Origin of the sequence: Burkholderia sp. SIMBA_051, assembly GCF_046534915.1 — a bacterium.
Lineage (GTDB): Bacteria > Pseudomonadota > Gammaproteobacteria > Burkholderiales > Burkholderiaceae > Burkholderia > Burkholderia ambifaria.
The window spans coordinates 1-238 of record NZ_JAWRXS010000844.1 but is presented as its reverse complement, the minus strand read 5'-3'; the positions used below and the strand labels follow the sequence as shown (position 1 = coordinate 238).

The 238-nt window shown below is 66.4% G+C and carries 1 protein-coding gene; it reads right to left on the bottom strand.

Going from position 1 to position 238, the window contains the following annotated elements; all coding sequences use genetic code 11:
* The coding region (locus tag SB771_RS36835) for a hypothetical protein (protein ID WP_410722263.1) at nucleotides 1-238 on the bottom strand (238 nt) is incomplete at both ends.

The window sequence follows — 238 nt, the reverse complement described above, 5'->3', positions numbered from 1 at the left end:
CGCCACGAAGCTGCTGGCCAGCGCCGATTTCGCCATCGGTCCGTCGCGATCGTCGGGCAGGAAGGATTCAAGAGTCGTCCAGTCGAGCGCCGACCCGACCAGCGCGCTCACCCGCTGGATCGCCTCGTCCAGGGTCATGACCGGCCGCACCGCGACCATATGCACCACCGGCTGGTTACGCGCGCGGATCTGGCCATAGGCCTGGATCAGATCATAAAGGCTGGCGCTCCACTTCGCC